A 22,999-nucleotide genomic window follows, 5' to 3' on the forward strand; every position below is an offset into this window, starting at 1 on the left:
GGACAGATGGCAGGGCCACACGTGCGACGGTTGCGTACCAGGTCGGTCGCAGCGGCGACCGGGATCCTTGTCACCGGTCTACTGGCGGCGCCGGCGAGCCCGCAAGAGGAGACGCCCGGCGGAGCGAGCGGCACGGTCGCCCGCACTGTGGGCGACGCCCGCTTCGAGCCGGGTCCCTGCCCGAAGACGCCGGAGCCGACAGCCGTGTTGAAAGGGGCCCGGTGCGGAACGCTCAGCGTGCCTGAGAACCGTGCCAAGGCGAACAGCCGGAGGATCACCCTGGGGGTCGCGATCGTCCCGGCGGCGGTCGGAAACCCGAAGCGCGACCCGATCGTGTGGCTCGCCGGCGGACCCGGCGACGACGCCGTGGGCGAGGCCAAGATGGCCATCGACGGCGGTCTGAACCGCGACCGGGATGTGATCTTCATGTCCCAGCGGGGAACGTACTCGGCCGACCCGGTCCTCACGTGCCGCACCATCGACGAGTTCAACGCACGTGTCGTCGGCCTCGTCTACGACGCCCGGACCACCGAGCGCCGACACGTCGCGGCGACCCGTAGCTGCCGCGACCGACTGGCCGACCGCGGCGTCGATCTCGCCGCCTACAACGACATCGAGAGCGCGGCCGACTACGCCGACCTGCGCCGGACGCTGAACATCCCGCACTGGAACGTCTACGGCATCTCCTACGGCACCCACCTGGCTCTCGTCTACATGCGCGATCACCCGGAGGGAATCCGCTCGGTCGGCATCGACGGCATCCTGCCACCGTCCCGGGCTGGATCGGCACTGGCCTGGAGCAGTGCCAAGCAGGGCTTCGACGGCCTGTTCAAGGCCTGCGCGGAGCAGCCCGCCTGCAACCGCCGCTACCCGAACCTGTCCGCCACTTTCGATCGCCTGGTCCGCGACCTGGAATCCAAGCCGGTCACCACCACCGTCACGCCCCCCGGCAGCCCCAAACCGGTCAAGGTGGTACTGGACGGCGGAGCGCTGGTCAACTGGATGACGTCCGCCACCCACGTGGCCCCCAGCGTCCCCCGTTCCATCGACGAGCTGGCCCACGGCAAACCGCAGCGGATCGCCGAACAGTGGGCGAGCGGCAGGATCAACCCGCAGATCTTCGGCCGGATCTCCCACGGTCTCGCCTACGGCGTCTTCTGCAGCCAGTGGGTGCCGTACGAGACCGAGGCGGAAGCCGCGCGGGGCGGCCAGGCAACGTTCCCGACGTTCCCCCGCTCGGTCCTGGCCCAGGCCCCGCAGCTCACCTTTCTCCGGTCGGACTGCGAAGCCTGGCGCGTTCCCGCTGCCCCACGCCCGGTACGGGACGTCACACGGAGCGACATTCCCACCCTCGCCCTGTCGGGTGGCTTCGACTCCCAGACCGGCGCCGACAACGGCCCGTACGTGGCTCGCACCCTGCCCCGGGCCACCGTCGTCACGGTCCCATACGAACCCCACGTGGTCTTCGCCAAGTCGAAGTGCGCCCAGTCCATCGCCCTCTCCTTCTTCGACACCCCGACGTCCCCGAACACCGGCTGCCTCAAGGACCTCAAGCCCCCGAAGTTCGAGATCGCCCCGGCGCGTGAGTCCATGGGCCTGGCGGCGTGGAGGGTTCAACCCGGCCGAGTTACGGGACGTTCCTGACTTTTGGCACTCGATGGCGATACGCGTGGGCCATGGTCATCTGGACTGGACGCTGGTCTGGGTTGGGCAGGCGGTTGTGCCGGTGGCTGTCGGGCGGGCCGGTAGGGGGTTCAGGGGCGTGCAGACGGGTGTGGCGACGCCGATGAGTTCGACCAGGCCGTTGCCGCCGGTGGGTGGGGCGAGTTTGGACCAGTTGTTGGCCAGCCAGACGTTGCCGGACTGGTCGAGCTGGACGGCGGTGAGGTGCTGGATGGATGGGCTCCGGAAGCCGTCGGGCGGTGACAGCACGGAGCCGGTGGAGGAACCGGCCGGGCAGGCGCCGGTGTTCACTCCGCACAGGACGGAGACGGAGGGGGCGCCGAAGCCGGCGACCCATACGCGGTCGGATCCGTCGATGGCTATGGACCAGGGTGCGATGGCCGTGGGCAGTTTGTGTACGCCTGTGACCGTGCCGTCGGGCCCGAGTTCGGTGACCGAGTTGCTGACGAAGCTGGGCACCCACACGTTGTTCTTGGAGTCGACGGCGAGTCCGAGTGGCCAGTCGAGTGAGGCGTCTTTGATGGGGGAGAACGAGGTCGGTTTGAAGTCGGGACCGATGACGGTGACGCTTCCGCCCGCGTGCCCCTTGGGTACGCGCGTGTCCAGGAGTTTCGCCCCGTTGAAGCGGGCGTTGGAGACCCAGGCCCGGCCGTAGCCGTCGATCTGGAGGGCGAACGGGTGGTCGAGTCCGCCACCGGTGATGGTGATCGCCTTGGCGGGGTCACCGTGGGGGTAGACGATCACGCTTCCCTTGCCGGGGTTGCCCTTGAGGCCGTAGAAATTGGCGATCCAGATGTTGCCCTTCTGGTCGACCGCAGTGCCCTGGGGGTGGTTCAGGTCGCCGTTCTTGAATCCCGTGCTGGGTGACAGCGGTTTCCCGGACGGCGAGTATTTCGCCATGGCGTCGCCGGCGTAGCTGGGCACCCAGACGGAGCCCTGATGGTCGATGGCGAGGCCCCAGGCGCCCGCCTTCATGCCGCCACCGCTGATGGGGCTGTTGAAAATCGGGTTGCCCACGGGGTCCTGCACGGTGACATAGGGGCTGGGGTTTCGCGTCCCGGGCAGCCAGTTGTCGGCGGCCCAGATGTTGCCCTTGGCGTCGACGGCGATCCGGCCGGGGGCGTAGACCTTCGGAGCGGTGTAGTGCAGCGCCAGAACCCAGGCCGCCGGGGCCGCGGTGAGCGCAGGGCTGTAGGTGTGCGCAGCTCCGGCGAGGGCGTACAGCTTGCTGGTGGCCAGCCTCGGGTTACGGGCGAGGTTGAGCACCGCCCCCGCCGTGTCACCGGGAGCGCTGCCGCGCTGCGGAGTTGCCAGGTGCAGCATGTCGTGACATCGCCCGGTGTCCGCTCCCGGTGCGCAGAGCGAGACAAGGTTCGCCAGGGTGCCCAGGGTGGCCAGGGTGTCGTTCTTGCTGCCGTTGTTCTGGTCGGTGACGACCTTGCCGGGCTTGCCCGTTGCCGGGTCGGCGAGGTTGTAGGACGTGGCCGCGGCATTCTCCAGGCCGGGGCTCGGCCCGCTCACGCCATGCTGGTCGGTGAACTGGGCCAGTGCGTACGTGGCGGCGACGGTGGTGAACTCGTTCACCGTGACCGCGGATTCGGAGTGCTGGGCGACGCCGCCTCCGGGGCCGAATCCCACGACGGAGCGCAGACGCAACGACCTGTCGCCCTGGGGTGCGGCTTCGACGTACAGCACGGAAGCCGTGCCCCGGCCGGGCCGGATCTGGAAGGCTCCGTTGGCGTCGGTCGTGGCGTGCCCCAGCGTCCGGACGCCTTGCCGGTCACCGGCGAAGAGGGTGATGGTGGCGTGGGGCAGCGGCTTTCCCGCGCTGGTGACTGTTCCGTGCAACGGGGCCGGTGTGCTGGGGGGCGTGGCTGAGGGAAGTCCCGTCAGAGCCAGGGCCAAGGTGCCCGATGCCGCGAGGGCGATGCCTGAGCGGTGCCGCGAGAACTCCGTCCTTCCAACGCCGCACGAGAATCGCCGTGTTGCTCTGCGGAGGCGAATGGTGAGGGGAAGCAAGATCGGGGCCTTTCGTCATGCGGCACGGTGCAGAACCTCCGCCCACAGGCCGGACGTCTGACGCGCCGACGGGTCTTGCTGAGCGTTCGCAGGGCGCCGTGCCGTAGAGGGCGGGGCGCGCGCTCTGTGTGATCGTGACCAGGGCGTCGGGGCGTCGGGGCGTCGGGGTGTCGGGGTGTCGGGGTGTCGGCGTCATCCGCCCTATGTTTCGGCGTTGTTCGGGTCACGCAGCGTGAACCATCCGACCTTGCGGCCGGACAGCCAGATCAGACCCAAGTACAGGTGCGGGCCGACCTGGCGGATCTCATCGCGCACGCCCCCGAACACCAGGGACGTGTTGGAGTAGTCGATGACGATGCACTCCTGGTCGTCCAGGAGGCTCGGGCCGGGAGCGACCATGGCGACGATGGAGAGGATGTCCATCGGTGTGAGCCGGTTGCTGAGGTAGCCGTCCGGGCTGAAAACCTTGCCGCGCCACCCGAACAGATGCACCAGGCCGGCGAGCAGCCACGCCCCTTCGGGCCCTGCACCGGGGAAGATCGCCCGGCCTTCCATCGGGCCTTTCGGGATCTCTCCGGCCGGACTCCTGCGAAACAGTTCCTCAAGCTTCTGATCGTCGGTCTTGAGCAGCTCAGCTTCTGTCGTCATCACGATCTTCCTCGGCCCCGCAACCCTTGTGGTCGTGGACTGGTCTGCACACAACCGGCCCGCCAGGCACACTCAGTGAACGTCTGCTCGGAAAGCGCCCAACCAGGGAACCAGCTCAGGCAGCGGCGGGGAAGGCGCTCTGAATCGTGACGATGACCAGTCCCACCGCATGAACACCGTGTGGCTGGTGATACCGGTGATCACCGTGTGGCTTGTGATATCGCTGCCCTCTTCATGCTGAACCCTTTCGGCACAGCGCACCACCGCTGGCAGCTCTCGGACGCCGCTGCCCGGCCCTGGAGGCGGCGGCTCGCAGATCGTCTCCGAGGTGGAGTGGGTCCGAGGGTCAGTTCGCGGCTCGGGCACGACGGTTGGGCCTCCTCCCCGGTTGGGAGCGGGGCCCATCGGTGTTCGACAGCGTGCCGCTCACCAGGAACATTCAGAGGCTGCGTGGGACGATATGAGCGGGTTCCGACCACGGGCTGGCGGGAGGAACAGGCATGGAGATCAAGCCGCAGGCAGCCGTCATCCCCAAGGAGACCGGGCATCTCGAACAAGGGAAGTACGGGCCCGTCTTCCCGAAGACCCCGGCGTGCTACGGGTTCACGGTGATCGCGAACGTCAAGCCGGGCCGAGCCGACGCGGTACGCGAGTACGGCTACACGCTGGCCAAGGCGCTGGAGCAAGATCCGTATCTGCTCGCGCCGCTGAAGCTGCACTACCTGCGCTGGGTGCTCTTCGACGACGACACGCGGTTCATGTATCAGGGGATCTTCGACACCGATTTCGACAAGTACACCGAGGACGCCATCGCACTGTTCAGGAAGGCGGGGGTGACCACGGTCTTCGAGAACCTCGAAGGGTTCCCCGAGGACTGGCGGACCAACCCCGAGGCGTTCGTCAGGTTCGTGCGCGAGCATCAGTGTCCGAGCTTCATCGAGTACGGAGAGTATCCGTACGTGTCGGCAGACGAGATCAAGAAGGCTCTGCGGATCAAGAGCGCCCTGTCGGACATGCTCGACCAGCTTCAGTGAGGGCTTGCTGAGATGAGCGAGGTCAGGACGGCGCGGACGTACAACCAGAACCACGTCCCGCGGGAGTACACCCCCGGCCGGCGCCGGGTGAGTATCTACGTCTCGTGGAGCTATCCGGCCGAGGCGGGCCGGGACGTCGCCGGGCTGGACAACCGCTTCTCCACGATGACCGAGGTCAGGCGGGTGGCGTGGCCGGCCTACGAAGATCCGCAGTGGTCGGATCCCGGTCGGTTCCTGCAGGGCATCGCGGGCTCTCTGGAGCTGTTCTTCCGTGCCTGGGTGCCGTTCCAGGAGTTCGTCGAGGAGGTGACCGGGCATCCCGTCCCGGTGTACCAGCGCGTCGATCAGGCGGGCTTCTACACGCCCCTCGATGAACGGGTGCTGGCCGACACGGACGTCCTGTTCGTGTTCGGGCTGGACCACATGGTCACCGGTCAGGAGGCTCAGCCGGGAGAGATCGAGGCCCTGCGGGCCTTCATCGCCCGGGAGGACGCCCGTCTCGTCCTGGGGCCGCACCACGATGTGGGAGCGTCGGACGATCTGTCCGTACGGGAGATGGAGTACCGCCACCACGGGGATCCGCTGGTCCCCCGGCAGCAGCGGTTCGCCACGTACGTCAGGGACGTGATGAAGGGCCTGGACGTGCCGGTCATGAACCGCTACGGCCTGCGCCCCGCGACGCGTGAGGGCAACCAGATCGCTCCCCTGTCCACGGCCAGGGACCTGGACGCCAAGGGCTGGCTGGACGGGGTGAGTACCTTCAACTTCCATATGCATCTGCCGCACTACGACGTCACGAGCGACGAGCCGGACGCCGTCCACGTGCTGGCCAGGCAGCCGATAGACACCTCCCGGCCGCATCCCTTCACCGAAGCGGGCAACACCGAGTTCAACATGTTCCTGTGGATGCCTCCGAGCGGTGACCGGGCGGCCGACGTGCTGCTGGCGGACTCGACGATCTTCAGCACCTTGTTCGGCGGCGACGACAGCCTGCGGAATTTCTGGCGCAACCTCGTCTCGAAGTAATACCGCGAGGAGCACCTGAGGGAGGCCGGCCATGAGCGAGGCCGCGGACGTCGAGCTGGAACTGGACGACATTCAGCGCGGGGTGCTCAGCCCCAGACCGACTCCCTACGCCGCGGCCTACCTCGCCTTCCGCATCGACGACCGGGCCCAGGGACGGGAGTTGATGCGCAGGTCGGCCGCGGCGGTGACGTCCGTGACGGACCCGGTCAGCCCGCTGGGGGAGACCTGGGTCAGTGTCGCGGTGACCTGTTCCGGCCTGGCGGCACTCGGCGTGCCGGATTCGTCTCTGGACACCTTCGCGTGGGAGTTCCGCCAGGGGATGGCTGCCCGCGCCACAGCCCTGGGCGATGAGGGCGCGAGCGCGCCGGAGAACTGGGAGACACCGCTGGGCAGCCCCGACGTCCACGTGGTGATCGCAGCGGTCGCGCCCGACCCGCTGCACCTGCAGGAGGCTGTCGACCGGGCGCGCCCGGCCTACGACCGCCTCCCGGGCGTGACAGCGATCTGGCGGCAGGACTGTTACGCCCTGCCCACCGAGAAAGAGCACTTCGGCTACCTGGACGGTGTCAGCCATCCCGCCGTCGAAGGCAGCGGTATCGCCGGATCCAACCAACTGGAAATCCCCCTGAAGGCAGGCGAGTTCGTCCTCGGCTACCCGGACGAGCTCGGCGGCACCCGGACACCGCAGCCACCCGTACTGGGGCGCAACGGCAGCTACGCCGTCTTCCGCAAACTGCACCAGAAGGTCGCCGAATTCCGGCGTTACCTGAAGGACAACGCCACCGACCCCGCGGACGAGGAACTGATCGCCGCCAAGATCATGGGGCGCTGGCGCAGCGGAGCCCCCTTGGCGCTGGCGCCGCAGTCGGACGATCCCCGGCTCGGGGCCGACCCGCACCGCCGTAACACGTTCCTGTACGAGCGTGACGACCCGGCGGGCTTCACCACACCCGGCGGCTGTCATATCCGCCGCGCCAACCCCCGTGACGCCTCGGTGGCCGGAGAGGTGCGGCTGCACCGCATGATCAGACGGGGTGCCGTCTACGGCCCGCCCCTGCCCGACGGCGTCATGGAGGACGACGGTGCCGACCGCGGACTGATGTTCGCTTTCATCGGCGCGCACCTGGGCCGGCAGTTCGAGTTCGTCCAGTCGGAGTGGATGAACGACAGCGTCTTCTTCGGTGCGGGCAGCGCCAAGGACCCCGTCACCGGGTCCCAGGACGGTGTCACTGGCTTCACCATTCCGCGCCGGCCGCTGCGACGGCGCCTTGCGGCACTGCCGCAGTTCGTCGTCACCCGGGGCGGCGAATACTGCTTCCTGCCGAGCCTGAGCGCGCTGCGCTGGCTCGGCGACCTTCACGACTGACAGGACGGCAACGCGCGACGCGGTCCCGTCCGAAGGCGTCGGTGCTCTCAACGTCACGTTCCTGGGCGCTGCCCGTTACCCGTTCGGACGCGAGCCGTCACACCAGAGACTTGCCCGAAATGCCGGTGATCGGGGCTGTCGGTACGTTCATCGCAGGTCGGTCGCCCGGCCGACGTCCGTGCGACAGAGAGAAGCAACATGTCTCCGCGTACCTTTGCTGTGGTCGGCACGGGAGTAGGCGTGACCGTCCTGGTGGCCGCCGGCATCACCTACGCCTCGGCCCTCGGATCCACTCCCGCGTCCCCTGCTCCCCACCACGCGGCCCGGCCGGTGCACCGAGCCGCTCCTCCCGCGGCTCCCGCGGCTCCCGTGGGCGGCAGGAGCGCAGGCGGAGAGAAGAACGAGGGCCGCGAAGGTGGTGGACGCGACTACGGCCATGAGCCAGACGGAAAGATCTACTTCAACGAACGTACGTACTCCGCCTCCGGCGATGGCTGCATCACTGCGACCGGCTCCAGCAGCTTCAGTGTGTTCAACGACAGCCGCAAGACCGTCGAGGTCTTCCGGGGCTACACCTGCGACAACGGTGCTCCGGTCACCACCGTGGGCCCCCACGGCGACACCTACGGCACTGTGACCCGTACCGGCCACGAGGGCGCATTCGGCCACGAGGGCATGTTCGGCCAGTGGGCCGTCTTCGGTGACGACGGTGTCGTGGGCAGCTTCCGGGTGATCAGCGACCACGGCGAAGGGTGACAGCGCCACCCGGCCTCCTGGCCCGCCCCGCACCCCGGACAGGAGGCCACCGGCGAGCGCGTCCACACCGGCCCCGGATCACCCGCGCCGGGAACGTCCGCTACGAGCACGACGCCCTGGGGCGGATTACCCTGCGCCAGAAGACGCGGCTGTCGCGCAAGCCGGGGACCTGGCGCTACGTGTGGGACGCGGAGGCCCGGCTCGTCCAGGTGACCACTCCGGACGGCGCCCGCCGGCGCTACACCTACGACCCGCTCGGCCGTCTACGACCCGCTCGACCGTCGTAGCGCGAAGCTCCGCCTCGCCGCCGACGGCGACACTGTCGTCGAACGCGTGGATTTCGCCTGCGCGATCGTCCCCAACCTGGTCGGCGCGCCGCGCGAACTCGTCGACAGGGTGACAGGAAAGGCCCACTCGTGGCAGTCAGGTACATGTACGAGAGGTGTAGCGGTCCGTGGGGGCTCGTCGCCCGCGTCACCCTTGACGTCCGGCCCGTGGACGATCCCCCGCATGAGGCGCGCAGAATCGACGGCTCAGGCGTCTGGTGGCTGCCTCCGCAGGGGATCATGCCGGCGGACGAGAAGTGGATGGCGTTCGGCCTCGGACTGGTGGCCGGGCAACTCGACACCCTGAGCGGCGGAGCCGACGCCCTGCTGGTACGGGTGGACGACTGGGACGTACCCATGCTCACGGACTACCAGGAGGAAGTCGCCGCCGCGGCTGTCATCGAGTGCCTGCAGCAGAACTACGGCGTCGGCGGCGTCGACATCGGTGTCACGTTCGACCGGGAGCGGAACCGCTACCGGTTCACCTGGGACGGGGTGTCGGCCGAGCCGGGTCGGAGCTGATCCGGGCGGCAGCCGAGTCGGCCCCGCCGGTCTGGTGGTCTTCACCGTCGATGTCGCCGAGGGTTCCTCCGAGGCGTACGCGCAGCGGGTACGTCACGTCCTGTCGGCGGCGCTCTTCTTCGGGTCCCTTGAGCTGCTGTGGCTGCTGTGCACGGCCGGCGCCGCACGCGTCGAGGGGGCCGAGCGTCGGTTGCCCGTGGCGCCGGCGCCCGCCCTCCGCGCTGTCCGGCGACGGCGCTGCCGCCCCCGCGCTGTTGCGGAGGCAAGTGCCCGGCGTTGCAATCAAGTGTGAGGCACTTTGGCGGCGCCGTGCCCGCCGACCGCCCCGCTCCCGGGACGGGGGCCGGCCGGAAGGGGCTCAAGAGCGACGCCCTGGGCATGTTCTCCTCGGTGGCCATGGGCCTCGCCTCCGCAGGCCCGGCGTACAGCATGGCCGCCACGCTGGGCGTCATCGTGGCGGGGGTCGGACTGCAGGCCCCGATCGTCACCATGCTGGCGTTCATCCCGATGCTCCTGGTCGCGTACGCCTTCCGGGAGTTGAACGCGAGCAACGCCGACTGCGGGACCACCTTCACCTGGGCCACACGCGCCTTCGGACCGCGCGTCGGCTGGATGGGCGGCTGGGGCCTCATCGTCGCCGACATCGTCGTCATGGCGAACCTCGCCCAGATCGCCGCTGCCTACGGCTTCCGGCTGGTGGGCCTGGACGGACTGGCGGAGAACCGGCTGTGGACGACCATGGCGGGCATCGTCTGGATCGCCGTGCTGACCGCGATCTGTTACGTCGGCATCGAGTTCTCGGTGACCGTCCAGCGCTGGCTGCTCTGCCTGGAAGCGGTGATGCTGATCCTCTTCGCCGTCGCGGCGCTGGTCAGGGTCTACACCGACCCGCCCCCGACGGCGATCCATGTTTCCGCCTCCTGGTTCAACCCGTTCGAGGTGCCCTCGGCACGGGCCCTGACCTCGGGCATCCTCGCAGGGGTCTTCATCTACTGGGGCTGGGACACCGCGTTCTCGGTCAACGAGGAAACTGTCGACAGTACGCGCATCCCCGGGCGTGCCGCGGTCACGTCCACCGTGCTGCTCCTGGTCATCTACGGGCTGGTGTCCACTTCTGCACAGGCGTTCGCCGGCGTCGGCACCTCGGGTATCGGGCTCGGCAACGCGCACAACTCGGACGATGTGCTCTCCGGGCTGGGCGAGGCCGTGTTCGGGAGCGACAACACCGGGTTGCTCCTGTCGAGACTGCTGATCCTGATGGTGCTGACCTCCGCGCTGGCCTCCGCCGAGACCACCATCCTGCCCCTCGCCAGGACCGTCTTCTCCATGGCGGTCCACAAGGCGCTCCCCTCCCGGTTCGCCCGGGTCCACCGCAGGTTTCTCACTCCGACCTGGGGCACGATCGGCATGGGAGCGGTCTCGGTCGCCGTGTTCGTCCTGCTGGCGTCGTACAGCCGGAACATCCTGGCCGACTCGATCGACTCGGTCGGTCTCGCGATCGCGTTCCAGTACGCAGTGACCGGCTTCGCCTGCCTCTGGTACCACCGCAAGATCCTCACCCGCAGCGCCAAGGACCTGGTTTTCAAGGGCGTACTGCCGGGGCTCGGCGGGCTGATCATGGCCTTGCTGTTCCTCTACGCCGCCTTCGTCGTCTATGCGAACCCCGAGTACGGCACGACCGCCGTCGACCTCCCGCTGATCGGCAGGACGGGCGGGGTCACCGTCCTGGGCCTGGGCGCCCTGCTGATCGGTCTCCTGCTGATGCCACTGGTCACCCGTGGCCACACCGTGGCCCTCAAACTCCAGCGGAGCCTGCTTCCGCGCCACCTGCCGCAGCACGCCGCCGTCGACTCGGCGAGCCGCTACCTGCCCGCCGACAGCGGGTCCGGGGTGGGCGGCGACTGGTACGACGTCATTCCCCTGTCGGGAACCCGGGTCGGCCTCGTCGTCGGGGACGTGCTCGGTCACGGCATGCGTGCCGCGGCCACCATGGGACGCCTGTGTACGGGTGTGCGCGTGCTGGCCCGACTGGATCTGAGCCCGGACGAGCTGCTGTCCCGCCTGGCCGACCTGGTGGAGCAGACGCACGAGGCCGGAGCAGCCGGCCGAGGCCCGGGCCATCGGAAGCCGCGCGCCGACGCGGCCCTCGGCGTGAGCTGCCTGTACGCGGTGTACGACCCCGTCTCGGGGAAGTGCAGCCTCGCGCGGGCCGGGGAGCCCGTGCTGGCGGTCGTCCAGGCGCACACGGGTGTCGTCGACTATCCGGAGCTGCCCGTCGGGCCGCCCCTGGGAATCGGCGGCCTGCCCTACCAGAGCATGGACCTGGACCTCGCGCCGGGCAGTCTCCTCGTCCTCTTCACGGCCGGCCTTCTCCAGTCGGCCGACGACCGTGACGCCGGGCTCGCGCAGCTGTCCCGCGTCCTGGCCGGCGACCGGGCGTCTTTGGAGGCGCTGTGCGACAGGGCGGTGACCACCCTGCTGCCCGGGGCGGTGGACGTGGACGCGACACTGCTCCTGGTCCGCACGCGGCTGCTCGACCGGAACCGGTTCGCCGAGTGGGCGGTCGTCCCGGACCCGGCGGCGGTGGCCGCCATCCGCACCGCCGCCGGCAAGCAGCTCGGTGACTGGGGGCTGGACGATCTGGCGTTCACCACGGAGCTCATCGTCAGCGAACTGGTCACCAACGCCATTCGCTACGTCGGCGGCCCGATCCAGGTACGCCTGATCCGCGACCGGAGCCTGATCTGCGAGGTCTCCGACACCGGCCACACCTCGCCCAATCTGCGGTACGCCGCCAGCGATGAGGAGGGAGGACGGGGTTTGTTCATCATCGCCCAGATGACCCATCGCTGGGGTACGCGCTACACCCACGCCGGCAAGACAATCTGGACCGAGCAGGACGTGCAGCAGAGCGGCGGCGCCTGACGGGCCGGTTGATGCAGCGGAACCGCTGCCGGTTCACCTGGGGCGGGGCGTAGGCCGCGGTGAGGATCTGGTTGACCAGGGCTATGTCGTTGCCTCCACCGGTGATGGGGTTGAAGGAGTACGTCAGGCGGCGGGGCGTTCAGCTCGGGCTGCGGGGGGACGTCGGACCGGCGTGCGGACGCCGGATGCGGGGCAGGCGTGGCCGGCGCCGGCGCTGCCGCACCGACGAGCACGGCTGTGGCAGCGGCGGACGTCAGCACGGCCCATGCCCGGCGGCGTCGCCCGGGTGCCCGGGAGGCGGTCGTAGGGCGGGCGGAAATCGGCTCGAAGGTCATACCCACGAGAATCCGGCACCCCGGCTCCCCAGCCATCAGGGATCACCCCGAACTCACCCCCAGCCGTCCCTGACGCCCCGTCATGATCCGGCCCCGGAGCACCAGTCACTCGTTCGGCGGTAATGCCGTCGTGCGTGCCGTCAACTGCGGATACGGCACACGGGCTCGTGTCACGATCATGTGACGACCAGGCAGAGAGGGCAAGACGTGGCAGAGCAGCTGTACGCGACGCTGAAGACCAGTCAGGGTGACATCGTGATCCGGCTCCTCCCGGACCATGCGCCGAAGACGGTGAAGAACTTCGTCGAACTGGCGAAGGGCGAGCGGGAGTGGGTCCATCCCGAGACGGGCCAGAAGACCACAGACCCGCTGTACGACGGCACGGTCTTCCACCGGGTCATCAGCGGCTTCATGATCCAGGGCGGTGACCCGCTGGGCAACGGCACGGGCGGGCCGGGGTACACGTTCGCCGACGAATTCCATCCCGACCTGGCCTTCACCAAGCCCTACCTGCTGGCCATGGCCAACGCCGGGCCGGGGACGAACGGGTCCCAGTTCTTCATCACCGTGGGCCCGACCACCTGGCTCACCGGCAAGCACACCATCTTCGGGGAGGTGGCCGACGACAACAGCAAGAAGGTCGTCGACGCCATCGTGGGGACGCCGACCAACCCGCGAACGGACCGGCCTGTGAACGACGTCCGCATCGATTCGGTGGTCATCGAGACCCGCTGAGCGCTGAGCCGCCGTGACGCCATCGCAACCCGGGAGCGGAATCCGCAGCCGGGGCGGGGGGCGTCCTGACAGGTATGGAACCGCAGAAGCCGTCGCCCCAGCCCCGGCAGCCCGAAGGGTGTCTTGTCGTCGCGATCCGTGTCCCGGTGCGGATCGTCGTACTCGTGCTGGTCGTGCCGGTGCGGATGGTGTGGGACGTGCTCGTCGTCGCCGGACGGTTTCTGCTGGACGCCCTCCTGCGACCGCTCGGGCGGGCCCTGGCGTGGGCCGGACGGGTCCTGGCGTGGGCCGGGCGGGTCCTGTTCGTCCGGCCCGTCGTGGCTCTCTGGCGGTATGTGCTCGTGCCTGGCGGCACGGTGATCGGCCGGCTCGCGCGCGTACTCGTCGTCGTACCGGCCCAATGGCTCTACCGCTACGTGCTCACCCCCGTCGGGCGCGCCCTCGCCTGGCTGGGCAGGTATCTGTTCGTCGTGCCCGCGCGGTGGCTGTACACCCGCGTCCTCGCACCCCTCGCCACCGGCATCGGCCTCGCCCTGTACTGGGTGGTGCGCGTGCTGTTCGTACTGCCCGCCCTCGCGCTGTGGCGCTGGGTGCTCACGCCTGTCGGGCGGGTGCTCGCCGTCGTCGCGCGGGAAGTGGGGGAGGCACTCGGGCATGCGTGGCGGATCGCCGGGCGGATCTCGCGGGCGGTCGGGCGGGTGCTCGCGACCTCCTTCCGGTGGATCTTCGTGGAGCCCGTGCGCTGGGTGTACCGGAGCATTCTCACGCCCGTCGGGCACGTCGTCCGCGATGTCGTCCTGCGGCCCGCCGCGCAGGGCGCGCGTGCGGTGGGACGGGCCGTCCGCGGCGCGTTGACCAGCGCCCGGGACGTGGTCCGGCAGGCCCGGGCCGACGTACGGCGGATGCTGTTCGGCGAACCCCGGCAACCGGTCGCGGTGGACCGGCGGGAACCTCAGGAGCCCGCTGCACGTACTCTTGGTAGCAGTACGACCGCTCTCACGAAGGACTAGGACACTGGGCAAGCGACAGCCCGAAGGCCCGCCGCCCGCACCCGCGGTGCAGCGCATCCGACTGCGCTACACCAAGCGCGGCCGCCTGAGGTTCACCAGCCACCGAGACTTCCAGCGCGCCTTCGAGCGTGCGCTGCGCCGCGCCGAGGTGCCCATGGCGTACTCGGCCGGGTTCACGCCGCACCCGAAGGTGTCGTATGCCAATGCCGCACCCACCGGCACGGGCAGTGAGGCGGAGTATCTGGAGATCGCGCTCACCCAGGCGCGGGATCCGGAGAAGCTGAGGGTTCTGCTCGACGAGTCGCTGCCCACCGGGCTCGACATCGTCGACGCGGTCGAGGCGCGGACCTCGGGCCTCGCCGACCGGCTGACGGCCTCCGTATGGGAGCTGCGGCTGGACGGCGTGGACCCCGCCGACGCCGGGCGCGCGGTCGAGGCCTTCAACGGGGCCGAGACCGTCGAGGTGCAGCGCATGACCAAGAACGGTGTGCGCACCTTCGATGCCCGCCCGGCCGTGGTGAGCCTGGAAACAACAGAAACACACAGTTCGCAGGCTGATAGGCCGAGCGACCAGCCCTGTGCGATACTGCGGCTGGTTGTTCGGCACGTGACGCCTGCCGTACGACCCGACGACGTCCTGTCCGGTCTCCGCGCCGTGGCCGACCTGGCGCCGCCGGTCCCCGCAGCGGTGACCAGGCTGGCGCAGGGGCTGCTCGATGAAGAGACCGGCACGGTGACCGACCCGCTCGCGCCCGACCGCGAGGCAACCGGGGCCCTCATGGCCGCACCGGCTGCCGCCGCGACGGCGCCGACGCCGGAAGGTTCCGCGTAAGGACGGACGTCGTAGCGCCGCCCTCGTACTCGGGAGCCACCTGGGTCGGGCAGCGCACCGACCAGAAGACTTTCGCCAGGCCGTACCGACAAGGCGTACGGAACCGGCGAGACAGGACACAGAGTGCTCCCGTGCGGCGCCCGCGCCCCGGACGGCGGCCATCGCGCATCGCGCGGGCCGCGGACGTCAACGGCGGACGGCCCTTCGAGGCCGTCGCCGGACCAGGCGCGGCGCCCGGGAGCCTGACGGGAGAAACGCCCGCATGCTCGAACCGACCGAACCCGTAGTGGGTTCCGAACTGAACACTCCCAGCGACACCCTGCCGCCGCGCAGGCGTCGCCGTGCCGCCTCCCGCCCGGCGGGCCCGCCCGCTGCGGCCGAGGCACCCGCCGAGGTGACCCTTCCGGCCATACCGGCGGAAGAGGACGCCGAGGCCGACGAGACCCTTGTCGCCGAGACCGGCGAAGAGGCCGTCGAGGGCGCGGAGGTCACCGAGACCGCTGAGGTCGCTGCTCAGGCGCCTGCCGCCGAGCCGGCTCCGGCCGCCGGCCGTCCGCGCCGCCGCGCCACGCGTCGGGCGTCCGCCCCGGCGGGAGCGCCTGCTGCCGTCGAGACCGCCGTTCCCGCTGTCGAGACCGCCGCACCGGCTGTCGAGACCGCCGTTCCGGCCGCGCCCGCCGTCGCCGAGACCGAGCAGCCCGCCGCCGCGGCCGAGGGCGGCGAGGTCGTCGTCGGCGAGGAGGCCGCGCCGCGCCGCGTCCGCCGCCGGGCCACCCGCACCGTTTCCGCGCCGGCTGCCACCGCCACCGAAGAGGCTTCCCCGGCCGTAGCGGCCGAGGGGACCGCTGAAGCCGAGCCCGTCGCCGAAGCCGAAGCCGCGCCCGCGGCTCGTCCGCGTCGCCGTGTCGCGCGTCGCGCGTCCGCGCCCGCCGGTGCTCCCACGGCCGCCGAGGCCGCCGAGCCCGTGGTCCAGGCCACCGCCGTGTCCGGTACGGCCGAGGAGCAGCCCGTCGTCGAGACGCCCGCTGCCGAAGAAGCCGCTCCCGCCGCGCGTACGCGCCGTCGTGCGACCCGCCGCGCATCCGCGCCCGCCGGTGCGCCCCAGACTGTCGAGTCCGCTCCCGCGGAGGCTCCTGCCGCCGCCGAAGCCCCCGCGGCTGAAGCCCCCGCGGCCGAGGCCGCCGCTGCCGCCGAGGTGAGCGGTGCCGCCGAGGAGGCCGCTCCGCGTCGTACTCGCCGCCGGGCCGTCCGCCGGGTGTCCGCGCCCGTCGAGTCCGCCGCAGCGGAAGCCCCGGTCGCCGCCGAACCGGTCGCCGCCCAGGCGCACACCCCGGAGGTTCCCGTCACCACGCACACCACCGAGCCCGCCACCGCTGCCCAGGAGCCGCGGACCGAGACCACTGCGGCCCCCGCCGAGGAGGCCGCTCCGCGTCGTGCCCGGCGCCGGGTGGTGCGTGCCGCGTCCGGGTTCTCCGAGCCCCCGCGGGCCGCTCAGGCCGAAGAGCCCGAGGCCGTTGAGGCCGAGGCGCCGCGCCGGCCCGCCCGGCCCGCCGTCGCCGTCTTCCAGGCGCCGGTGTTCACCGAGCCGAGGTTCCAGACCCCGCAGCGCGCCGCCGCCGAGGCTGCTGCCGAGGCCGCCGGGGCGGAGGAGACGGAGGAGTACGCGGAGGAGCGTGCCGAGACCGGCTCGCGCCGCCGTCGGCGCCGCCGGGGCGGTGCCGAGGAGCCGCAGGCCGTCGAGACCGCCGCCGTGGAGGAGGAGACGGAGGAAGCCGAGGAGGCCGCCGAGTCCGTCGAGGACCTCGCCGAGGGCGAGGAGGCCGACGAGACCGAGGGCGCCGAGGGCTTCGAGGAGTCCGGCTCCCGTCGCCGGCGCCGCAGGGGCGGCCGGCGCCGCCGTCGCGGTGAGGCCGCCGAGGGCGAAGGCATCGAGGGCGAGGCCGACGAACTGGCCGCCGAACAGGCCGCGCAGGACGCCGAGGACACCGCCGAGCAGGAGGAAGAGGACGCCGAGGAGGCGGGTGGCGACGAGGCCGTCGGCTCCAGCTCCAGCAGCCGCCGGCGCCGTCGCCGCCGTCGTCGCGCCGGTGACACCGCCCTCGACACCGAGCCCGGCGAGGGCGATCCGGAGCGTACGGTCGTCAAGGTCCGCGAGCCGCGCAAGCCCAGCGAGCCGTCCGACGAGGTGCAGTCCATCAAGGGCTCGACGCGTCTGGAGGCCAAGAAGCAGCGCCGTCGCGAAGGCCGCGAGCAGGGCCGCCGACGTGTGCCGATCATCACCGAGGCCGAGTTCCTGGCCCGCCGTGAGGCCGTCGAGCGCGTGATGGTCGTGCGCCAGTACGGCGAGCGCACGCAGATCGGCGTCCTGGAGGACGGGGTGCTCGTCGAGCACTACGTCAACAAGGAGCAGTCGACCTCGTACGTCGGCAACGTCTACCTGGGCAAGGTCCAGAACGTGCTGCCGTCGATGGAGGCCGCCTTCATCGACATCGGCAAGGGCCGCAACGCCGTGCTCTACGCCGGTGAGGTCAACTTCGAGGCGCTGGGCATGGCCAATGGGCCGCGGCGCATCGAGTCCGCCCTCAAGTCCGGGCAGTCCGTGCTCGTCCAGGTGACCAAGGACCCGATCGGGCACAAGGGCGCGCGGCTGACCAGCCAGGTCTCCCTCCCGGGCCGCTACCTCGTGTACGTCCCCGAGGGCTCCATGACCGGCATCAGCCGCAAGCTGCCCGACACCGAGCGGGCCCGGCTGAAGACCATCCTCAAGAAGATCGTCCCCGAGGACGCGGGCGTCATCGTGCGCACCGCCGCCGAGGGCGCGAGCGAGGAGGAGCTGCGCCGGGACGTCGAGCGGCTGCAGGCGCAGTGGGAGGACATCCAGAAGAAGGCCAAGAACGGCAACGCGCCGACGCTGCTGTACGGCGAGCCGGACATGACCGTCCGGGTCGTGCGTGACATCTTCAACGAGGACTTCTCCAAGGTCATCGTCAGCGGTGACGACGCCTGGCAGACCATCCACGGGTACGTCTCGCACGTCGCGCCGGACCTCGCCGACCGGCTGTCGAGGTGGACCTCCGAGGTCGACGTCTTCGCCACGTACCGGATCGACGAGCAGCTCGCCAAGGCGCTGGACCGCAAGGTCTGGCTGCCGAGCGGTGGTTCGCTGGTGATCGACAAGACCGAGGCCATGGTCGTGATCGACGTCAACACCGGCAAGTTCACCGGTCAGGGCGGCAACCTCGAAGAGACCGTGACCAGGAACAACCTGGAGGCGGCCGAGGAGATCGTGCGTCAGCTGCGGCTGCGCGACCTGGGCGGCATCGTCGTCATCGACTTCATCGACATGGTCCTGGAGTCCAACCGCGACCTGGTGCTGCGGCGCCTGCTGGAGTGCCTGGGCCGGGACCGTACGAAGCATCAGGTGGCCGAGGTCACCTCGCTGGGCCTGGTCCAGATGACCCGCAAGCGGGTGGGCCAGGGTCTGCTGGAGTCCTTCTCCGAGACCTGTGTCCACTGCAACGGCCGCGGTGTCATCGTGCACATGGAGCAGCCGAGCGCCGCCGTCGGCGGTGGCGGCAAGCGCAAGAAGCGTGGCAAGGCCGGTGACGTGCACGAGCACGCCGCCGAGCATGTGCACGAGGCCGCCGTCGTGGCCGTGGAGACCGGTGAGGCCGTCGAGCCCGAGGTGGAGACCGTTGCCGAGGTGGCCGCGGCGGCCGCCGTGCCGGTCGCGCTGCCCGCGCCCGACTTCGCCCCCGACGAGGAGCTGTACAGCAGCGTCGCCGAGGCGGAGGCGGCGGCCACCCGTGGCCGTACGCGGCGCCGGGCGAGCCGCCGGGCGTCGGCTCCGGCGGGCGCGCCGAAGGCGGAGCGGGCTCCCCGGGCCGAGAGGACCGCGCGGGCCGAGCGGGCTGAGAAGACCGAGGCTGTCGCCGAGCCGGTTGCCGAGGCGCCGGCGGAGGAGACCACCGTGGCGCCGGTCGCCCCGGAGGTCACGGCCGTGGAGACGGTCGCCGAGGTGCCCGTCGCCGAGCCGTCGGCCGTCGAGGCCCAGGCCGTCCTGGCGGCGTCGGCCGAGACCGAGGCCGTCGAGGAGGCCGCGCCCAAGGGCCGTACGCGCCGTCGTGCGACCCGCAAGGCGTCGGCGCCGGCCGGCTCCCCGGCGGGGGCCGAGGCGGCCGTGGTGACGGTGTCCGAGGCCGCGCCCGTGGCCGAGGCGCCGGTGGCCCAGCCCGAGCCGGAGGCCGCGGTGCCGGCGCCGGTCGAGGAGGCGCCCGCCGAGGCCGCCGCCCCGGCCCGCCCGCGCCGGCGCGCCGTGCGCAAGGCCACCGCGCCGACCGCGTCCGAGGAGACGGCCGTCGTGGTCGTCCCGTCGGCCCCGGCGGAGGAGACGGCCGAGGCGCCCGCGGCCGAAGCGCCGGCCGAGGCTCCGGCCGAGGAGGCCGCTCCGGCCAAGAAGGCGGCCCGCAAGACCGCCAAGAAGGCCGCGGTGAAGAAGGCCGCCGTCAAGAAGACCGCGGCCAAGAAGACGGCCGCGAAGAAGACGACGGCCGCGAAGAAGACGACGGCCAAGAAGGCGGCCAAGACCGTCAAGACGGCCGCCGCGAAGGCGACGGCGAAGAAGACCACCACGGTCTCCGCCACCGTCGCCGACGAGGGCTGACGCCCGGGTGTGCGGCCGGTCCGACCCGACCGGCCGCACACCGCCGGGAACCGGTGGGACCGGCTTCGCGTGACCGCCGACACACCGGTGGGGACAGCTGGGGGTGGCTCCGTGCGACCGCCATCGCACCGGTGGGACCGGCTCCGTGCGACCGGCCGTACACCGAGGCGGTCGTGCGTGACCGCCGACACACCGGTGGGGACAGCTGGGACCGGCTCCCTGCGACCGGCGGCCGTACACCGGTGCGGTCGGGTCCACGTGACCGGCCCCACACCCGCTGGGCCCGGTTTGACCCCCTCGGCCGGGCCCCGTAACCTTGACCGTCGGCGTGTCACTGAGCACGCCACATCCCCGTAAACCTCTTCCTCCCGGGCGCAAGGCGGGCCGGGAGAGGTCGCCCCTGTGTTGTGGGGCGGCTGGCCTGCGGGGGTGCCGGTTCTGAACGAGCGAAAGAGAGATCCGCGTGTACGCCATCGTGCGCAGCGGTGGTCGCCAGCACAAGGTTGCTGTCGGCGACATCGTTGAGGTTGACAAGATTTCCACTGCCAAGGTTGGCGACACGGTCGAGCTCTCGACCCTGCTCGTTGTCGACGGCGACTCCGTGACCAGCGACCCGTGGGTGCTGGCCGGCATCAAGGTCCAGGCCGAGGTCGTGGACCACCACAAGGGCCAGAAGATCGACATTCTGCGCTACAAGAACAAGACCGGCTACCGCCGTCGCCAGGGTCACCGTCAGCAGTACACGGCGATCAAGGTCACGTCCATCCCGACGGCCGCGAAGTAAAGAGGGACTGAGCAATGGCACACAAGAAGGGCGCATCGTCCACCCGGAACGGTCGCGACTCCAACGCCCAGCGACTCGGCGTGAAGCGCTTCGGCGGTCAGGTCGTCAGCGCGGGTGAGATCCTGGTCCGCCAGCGCGGCACCCACTTCCACCCCGGCGCCGGTGTCGGCCGTGGCGGCGACGACACGCTGTTCGCCCTCCAGGCCGGTGCGGTGGAGTTCGGTACCCACCGTGGCCGCAAGGTCGTGAACATCGTTCCGGTCGCCTGAACCACCTGATCGACCTGATCAAGGGCTGATTCAGCACCGAACGCTTTCGCGAGGCGGACCTCACTTCCCGGTCGGGAAGGCGGGTCCGCCTTTCGCGTGTTAAGCGTGTTGAAGAGAGAAACATCCGTACCCCCCGACCTTCGGCCGGGGACCCCCAGGAGGCACTGAACCATGACCACCTTCGTGGACCGCGTCGAACTGCACGTCGCCGCGGGTAACGGAGGTCACGGCTGTGCCTCCGTCCACCGTGAGAAGTTCAAGCCGCTCGGCGGCCCGGACGGCGGCAACGGCGGGCGCGGCGGTGATGTCATCCTCACCGTCGACCAGTCCGTGACCACGCTTCTCGACTACCACTACTCGCCGCACCGCAAGGCCACCAACGGCAAGCCCGGCGAGGGCGGCAACCGCGCCGGCAAGGACGGCCAGGACCTGGTCCTGCCGGTCCCGGACGGCACGGTCGTCCTCGACAGGGCGGGCAACGTGCTCGCCGACCTCGTCGGCCACGGCACGTCGTACATCGCCGCGCAGGGCGGCCGCGGAGGTCTCGGGAATGCCGCGCTGGCCTCCGCCCGCCGCAAGGCGCCCGGCTTCGCGCTGCTCGGCGAGCCCGGTGATCTGCAGGACGTCGTCCTGGAGCTGAAGACCGTCGCCGACGTGGCGCTCGTCGGCTACCCGAGCGCCGGCAAGTCCTCGCTGATCTCCGTGCTCAGCGCGGCCAAGCCGAAGATCGCCGACTACCCGTTCACGACCCTCGTGCCCAACCTCGGTGTCGTCACGGCCGGTTCGACCGTGTACACCATCGCCGACGTGCCCGGACTGATCCCCGGCGCCAGCCAGGGCAAGGGCCTCGGCCTGGAGTTCCTGCGGCATGTGGAGCGATGCAGTGTGCTGGTGCACGTGCTGGACACCGCGACCCTGGAGTCCGACCGCGACCCGGTCTCCGACCTCGACGTCATCGAGGAGGAGCTGCGCCAGTACGGCGGCCTCGGCAACCGGCCCCGGATCGTCGTCCTGAACAAGGTCGACGTGCCGGACGGCAAGGACCTCGCCGAGATGGTCCGCCCCGACCTGGAGGCGCGCGGCTACCGCGTCTTCGAGGTGTCGGCCGTCGCCCACATCGGGCTGCGCGAGCTGTCCTTCGCGCTCGGTGAGCTGGTCGGCGCGGCGCGTGCCGCTAAGCCGAAGGAGGAGGCGACGCGGATCGTCATCCGGCCCAAGGCCGTGGACGACGCGGGCTTCACAGTCACCCGCGAGGAGGTCGACGGCGAGCCTGTGTTCCGGGTGCGCGGCGAGAAGCCCGAACGCTGGGTCCGCCAGACCGACTTCAACAACGACGAGGCCGTCGGCTACCTCGCCGACCGGCTCAACCGCCTCGGCGTCGAGGAGCAGTTGATGAAGTCGGGCGCCCGGGCCGGCGACGGTGTCGCCATCGGCCCCGAGGAGAACGCGGTCGTCTTCGACTGGGAGCCGACCCTGACGGCCGGTGCCGAGATGCTCGGCCGACGCGGCGAGGACCACCGCTTCGAGGCGCCCCGGCCGGCCGCCCAGCGCCGCAAGGACAAGCAGGCCGAGCGGGACGAGTCGCTGCGCGAGTACGACGACTTCGACCCGTTCGAGTAGACCAGGGTCTACGACTGGCCCGGTGTCTACGACTGGACCGTTCTACGACTGGACCGGGGCCTGACGACAGCCGCCGCCCTCGCTGCGGCGGCTTGATCCCGGCTGGGGCTGCCACCGGGCGGTCTCCGGCAACGTCCGGGGTAATGGACTGCCCGCCGAGCTGGGCGGCCTGCTGGACGCCGTGCGCGCTCGGTGCGGGCGCCCGCCGGCGGCCGGCCGCACCGAGCTCAGGCGCTCTCTGCCGGGCCCGGACGAGCCGAAGCCGATCGGCCGGTTCGACGCGGCGGTGGCCGGCCTGGCACGAGGAGGGCGTCTTGAGCGAGGGCCGGTCTCGGAGCCGGCCCTCCCGTGTACCGGCCCCCGCTGTGCGCTGACTGTGAGTGCGTGGCTACCCAGCGCGTGTCCGGAGGCTGGACCGGCGCGCGCGAGCCGATCCACTTCGCGTA

At 70.8% G+C, this 22,999-nt stretch carries 16 protein-coding genes and 1 pseudogene; 15 read left to right on the plus strand and 2 right to left on the minus strand.

The features are described 5' to 3' along the window. Positions 1-6: 6 nt before the first annotated feature. Positions 7-1,644 carry an alpha/beta fold hydrolase gene (locus tag O1G22_RS28010; RefSeq protein ID WP_428986411.1) on the plus strand — a complete coding sequence of 546 codons (1,638 nt, stop codon included), beginning with the start codon at positions 7-9 and terminating at the stop codon, positions 1,642-1,644. A gap of 36 nt (positions 1,645-1,680) precedes the next feature. On the opposite strand, the gene O1G22_RS28015 is transcribed toward O1G22_RS28010, so the two are convergent. Both O1G22_RS28015 and O1G22_RS28020 read right to left on the minus strand, forming a co-directional pair. After that, positions 1,681-3,531 carry a hypothetical protein gene (locus O1G22_RS28015; protein ID WP_270083855.1) on the minus strand — a complete coding sequence of 617 codons (1,851 nt, stop codon included), beginning with the start codon at positions 3,529-3,531 and terminating at the stop codon, positions 1,681-1,683. Positions 3,532-3,903: 372 nt separating this feature from the next. Beyond that, positions 3,904-4,350 carry a hypothetical protein gene (locus O1G22_RS28020; RefSeq protein ID WP_270086565.1) on the minus strand — a complete coding sequence of 149 codons (447 nt, stop codon included), beginning with the start codon at positions 4,348-4,350 and terminating at the stop codon, positions 3,904-3,906. A gap of 500 nt (positions 4,351-4,850) precedes the next feature. On the opposite strand from O1G22_RS28020, the gene O1G22_RS28025 reads away from it, so the two are divergent. The 14 genes and pseudogenes from O1G22_RS28025 to obgE all read left to right on the plus strand — a co-directional run bounded on the left by O1G22_RS28025 (position 4,851) and on the right by obgE (position 22,553). After that, positions 4,851-5,384, plus strand: a complete 534-nt coding sequence (locus O1G22_RS28025) for a hypothetical protein (RefSeq protein WP_270083856.1) — start codon at positions 4,851-4,853, stop codon at positions 5,382-5,384. Between the two features lie 12 nt (positions 5,385-5,396). Then, positions 5,397-6,410 carry a hypothetical protein gene (locus O1G22_RS28030; RefSeq protein ID WP_270083857.1) on the plus strand — a complete coding sequence of 338 codons (1,014 nt, stop codon included), beginning with the start codon at positions 5,397-5,399 and terminating at the stop codon, positions 6,408-6,410. Between the two features lie 31 nt (positions 6,411-6,441). Next, positions 6,442-7,776, plus strand: a complete 1,335-nt coding sequence (locus tag O1G22_RS28035) for a Dyp-type peroxidase (protein ID WP_270083858.1) — start codon at positions 6,442-6,444, stop codon at positions 7,774-7,776. Positions 7,777-8,016: 240 nt separating this feature from the next. Further along, positions 8,017-8,532 (plus strand): hypothetical protein, encoded by a 516-nt coding sequence (locus O1G22_RS28040; protein WP_270083859.1) that lies wholly within the window; start codon positions 8,017-8,019, stop codon positions 8,530-8,532. A 12-nt stretch (positions 8,533-8,544) separates the two neighbouring features. Next, positions 8,545-8,874, plus strand: a pseudogene (locus O1G22_RS28045) (RHS repeat domain-containing protein); the annotation flags it as partial. Positions 8,875-9,026: 152 nt separating this feature from the next. Further along, on the plus strand, positions 9,027-9,380 hold the full coding sequence (locus O1G22_RS28050) for a hypothetical protein (RefSeq protein WP_270083860.1): 354 nt from the start codon (positions 9,027-9,029) through the stop codon (positions 9,378-9,380). A 378-nt stretch (positions 9,381-9,758) separates the two neighbouring features. Further along, a complete protein-coding gene (locus O1G22_RS28055) occupies positions 9,759-12,305 on the plus strand; it encodes an amino acid permease (RefSeq protein WP_428986514.1) in 2,547 nt (848 codons plus the stop codon). 542 nt (positions 12,306-12,847) lie between these two features. Next, entirely contained in the window at positions 12,848-13,375 is a 528-nt protein-coding gene (locus tag O1G22_RS28060; RefSeq protein WP_270083862.1) for a peptidylprolyl isomerase, read from the plus strand. 74 nt (positions 13,376-13,449) lie between these two features. Beyond that, on the plus strand, positions 13,450-14,385 hold the full coding sequence (locus tag O1G22_RS28065) for a hypothetical protein (RefSeq protein ID WP_270083863.1): 936 nt from the start codon (positions 13,450-13,452) through the stop codon (positions 14,383-14,385). A gap of 46 nt (positions 14,386-14,431) precedes the next feature. Then, a complete protein-coding gene (locus O1G22_RS28070) occupies positions 14,432-15,217 on the plus strand; it encodes a TIGR03936 family radical SAM-associated protein (protein WP_225100916.1) in 786 nt (261 codons plus the stop codon). Between the two features lie 262 nt (positions 15,218-15,479). Next, positions 15,480-19,880 (plus strand): Rne/Rng family ribonuclease, encoded by a 4,401-nt coding sequence (locus O1G22_RS28075; RefSeq protein WP_270083864.1) that lies wholly within the window; start codon positions 15,480-15,482, stop codon positions 19,878-19,880. Positions 19,881-20,343: 463 nt separating this feature from the next. Further along, the gene (gene rplU / locus O1G22_RS28080; protein ID WP_028422127.1) at positions 20,344-20,664 is read left to right on the plus strand and encodes a 50S ribosomal protein L21; all 321 of its coding nucleotides are present in this window, start codon (positions 20,344-20,346) and stop codon (positions 20,662-20,664) included. A gap of 14 nt (positions 20,665-20,678) precedes the next feature. Beyond that, complete coding sequence (rpmA, locus tag O1G22_RS28085) at positions 20,679-20,933, plus strand: 50S ribosomal protein L27 (protein ID WP_030605064.1); 255 nt, start codon at positions 20,679-20,681, stop codon at positions 20,931-20,933. A 171-nt stretch (positions 20,934-21,104) separates the two neighbouring features. Continuing rightward, on the plus strand, positions 21,105-22,553 hold the full coding sequence (gene obgE / locus O1G22_RS28090; RefSeq protein ID WP_270083865.1) for a GTPase ObgE: 1,449 nt from the start codon (positions 21,105-21,107) through the stop codon (positions 22,551-22,553). Positions 22,554-22,999 lie beyond the last annotated feature (446 nt).

The sequence above is a fragment of the Streptomyces camelliae genome (assembly GCF_027625935.1).
Lineage (GTDB): Bacteria > Actinomycetota > Actinomycetes > Streptomycetales > Streptomycetaceae > Streptomyces > Streptomyces camelliae.